This window comes from Marinibaculum pumilum, assembly GCF_042646425.1.
Classification (GTDB): Bacteria; Pseudomonadota; Alphaproteobacteria; order Ferrovibrionales; family Ferrovibrionaceae; genus Marinibaculum; species Marinibaculum pumilum.
Map to the genome: position 1 here is coordinate 299,483 of NZ_JBHRTR010000031.1, position 2,946 is coordinate 302,428.

Genomic DNA, 2,946 nt, shown 5'->3' on the forward strand with positions numbered 1-2,946 from the left:
CCTGACCTGACCGCAACTTCCTGTTTCCGTCATCCTCGGCCCCCGAGCCTACGCGATTCACATATCTCTTCTCTTCGACGCGCCTCCCTGCTGCCGTCGCCCTCGGGCTTGACCCGAGGGGCATGACGGGACAGGGACGCTGCGCAACTTCGCCGTCTTGCCACGATCCTCGGCTCGGGGGCCGAGGATGACGGCAAAAAGGTAGGACCGCAGGGCTGATCTGGCCCCGCCGGCGAAATGTGTGAATGCTGTAGGCCTCCGAGCCGAGGATCGTGGCAGGACGCCGAAGCCGCAGGGAGGTTGCCGCACGGCTGCGGCCTCGCATCGCCGCGGCCATCGGGTCAGGCCCGATGGCGACGGCGGGGTGGGAGGGGCGTCGCCGCCGTGCCGCCTATTCGCAATCCACCGCGAACATGTATTGCGGCGGGTTGACCTTGAGGTCCAGGTGCACGACGCCGCGCGCATGGCGATAGGCGCGGGTGCCGCCGAGGACGGCGATTTCCACTTCCTTCGGGCGATGGTTCGGATTGTGGAAGTCGATCCGGTCGACATGCAGGAAGCGACCGAACAGCACGCCGCTCTGATCCTCGAAGGCATAGTCGCCCATATAGGCGTCGCTCATACCGTCCTTGCCTTCGCGCACCATCGTGGCATGCCACAGCGCGTCGCCGACCCTATTGCCATCGGCGTCGCGCAGTTCCATCCGGCCGATCCGCACATCGGCGCGCGTGGCGCCGCTCTCGCCATGGTCGAGGGACACGACCTCGCGGTCATGCCCGCCCATGGTGACCTTGCCGCAGAGCGGCCCATGGTCGTCGGCTGCGGCCGGTGCGGACAGAACAGCACCCAGAATGGCAATGGCGGTGAGCGAGGCTTTCGGAACAGGGAACATAATCTTCTCCTGTTGCTCGCGACGGCCTCCCGCACAGGTCGGCGGGGGATCGCGATCGGCTGGCCCACGCGGCCATGTTGTTGCCAATTCCACCGCTTGTCCATGCTGGCCTCCGAGCGGGCGATGCCGCCGCGCGCGATTCAAATGGCTTCCGCCGCGGACAGGAATTCAATCCTTGTTTGCGACAGGGAGTCCCGAAATCGTTTCCGTGCTGTCATACCCCCGCAATCAGCCTGACACGGTCCCGGCGTAATCGGAGCCTGAGACGCGCCCGCCGGGGGCGACGTCCCAAGCCAGGCTGGAGGCAGCATGAAGCTCCTTACCCTCAGCCGGCGGGCCGCGCTTGCGCTCGGCCTGTCGGCGGCGACGGCCGCGTCCTTCGCGGCCCTTGCCGGTCCCGCAAAGGCCGCCGAAGCGGACAACCGCCCGACGATCACCGTCGCCGTGCAGCAGGTGGTGAATTCCGGCGCGCTGACGCCGCTGCGCGAGCAGAGCAATGTCGGCGCGCGCGTTTTCCCGATGATCTACGCGCCGCTGATCGAGCTGGACCGCCAGGGCGATCTGTCGCCGCAGCCGGGCATCGCAGAATCCTGGCGCCGCATCGACGACCGCACCATCGAGCTGACCCTGCGCGAGGGTGCCACCTTCCACAACGGCGAGCCGGTGACGGCGGAGGACGTGGCCTTCTCCTTCGGCCCGGAGCGGATGTTCGGCGATACCAAGCCGCTCGGTGTCGACGGCCAGACAGAGACCATCACCGCCGACGAGAGCAAATCGGTGCTCGGTGCCGCCACCGGCCCGGAACTGCCGCCGGAAGTGCCGGCGATCGCCCGCCGCCTCTGGCCCTCCCTGAAAGAGGTGCAGATCGTCGACGACCGTACGGTGCGTTTCGTCAACGCGGTGCCCGACCTGACGATGGAGGGCCGCCTGGCCCGCTCCGGCTCCTCGGAGATCGTCTCCAAGAAGGCCTTCCTGGCCGCCAAGGACTGGGCCAGCTGGGCACAGGCGCCGGTCAGCGCCGGCCCGTTCAAGGTCAAGGAATTCAAGCCGGACAACGTCCTCGTCCTGGAGGCGCATGACGGCTATTACGGCGGCAAGCCGAGCGTGAAGGAAGTCCGCTACGTGGTGGTGCCGGAGGTTTCCGCCCGGGTGAACGGCCTCCTGTCAGGCGATTACGAGTTCGTCACCGACATCCCGCCGGATCAGATCGCGACGGTGGAAGCCGACCAGAAGTTCGAGATCGTCGGCGGGCCGGTGCTGAACCACCGCCTGATCGTGTTCGACAAGAACCATCCGCAGCTGGCGAACCCGAAGATCCGCCAGGCCCTGACCCACGCCATCGACCGCAATGCGATCGTCGAGGCGCTGTGGGGCGGCCGCACCAGCGTACCGGCCGGCCTGCAGTGGGAATACTACGCCGACATGTTCGTCGACGATTGGGCGGTGCCGGAATACGACCTGGAGAAGGCCAAGCAGCTGGTCGCCGAGAGCGGCTATGACGGCTCCCCGATCCCGTTCCGGGTGCTGAACAACTACTACACCAACCAGGTCCTGACCTCGCAGATCCTGGCGGAGATGTGGAAGGAAGCCGGCCTGAACGTCGATCTGCAGATGAAGGAGAACTGGCAGCAGATCATGGAGAAGAACGGCGATCGCGCGATCCGCGACTGGTCGAACTCCGCGCCGTTCAGTGATCCGGTCAGTTCGCTGGTGAACCAGCACGGTCCCAACGGCGTGCAGCAGCAGCTGGGCGAGTGGACCAACGCGGAGTTCAACACCCTCTCCGACGTGCTGGAGAAGTCGACCGACCCGGCGGAGCGCAAGGCCGCCTTCGCCCGGATGCTGGAGATCGCCGAGCGCGAAGACCCGGCCTTCACCGTCCTGCACCGCAACGTGGTGTTCTACGGCAAGCCGAAGGCGATCGACTGGAAATGGTCGCCGACCTTCGCGATGGACTTCCGCGCCGACAATATCCGGATGCCGGGAGAGTAAGACGATGCGGGCCCTGCTGAAGCGCAGGCCGGGCCAGGCGGGGGGCGCGGATGGATCCGCGG

Annotated in this window: 2 protein-coding genes; one reads left to right on the forward strand and one right to left on the reverse strand. The window is 66.8% G+C overall.

Annotated features, from left to right (window positions below; genetic code table 11):
* Window positions 1-391 precede the first annotated feature (391 nt).
* The gene (locus ACFOGJ_RS18825; RefSeq protein WP_379903381.1) at window positions 392-892 is read right to left on the reverse strand and encodes a hypothetical protein; all 501 of its coding nucleotides are present in this window, start codon (window positions 890-892) and stop codon (window positions 392-394) included.
* 309 nt (window positions 893-1,201) lie between these two features.
* Between ACFOGJ_RS18825 and ACFOGJ_RS18830 the strand changes: the two genes are divergently transcribed.
* Window positions 1,202-2,884, forward strand: a complete 1,683-nt coding sequence (locus ACFOGJ_RS18830; RefSeq protein ID WP_379903383.1) for an ABC transporter substrate-binding protein — start codon at window positions 1,202-1,204, stop codon at window positions 2,882-2,884.
* Window positions 2,885-2,946 lie beyond the last annotated feature (62 nt).

What these genes read in the sequence shown, in the direction of transcription:
- ACFOGJ_RS18825 (WP_379903381.1), bottom strand. Translation starts at nt 892, where the DNA reads ATGTTCCCTGTTCCGAAAGCCTCGCTCACCGCCATTGCCATTCTGGGT.
- ACFOGJ_RS18830 (WP_379903383.1), top strand. Translation starts at nt 1,202, where the DNA reads ATGAAGCTCCTTACCCTCAGCCGGCGGGCCGCGCTTGCGCTCGGCCTG.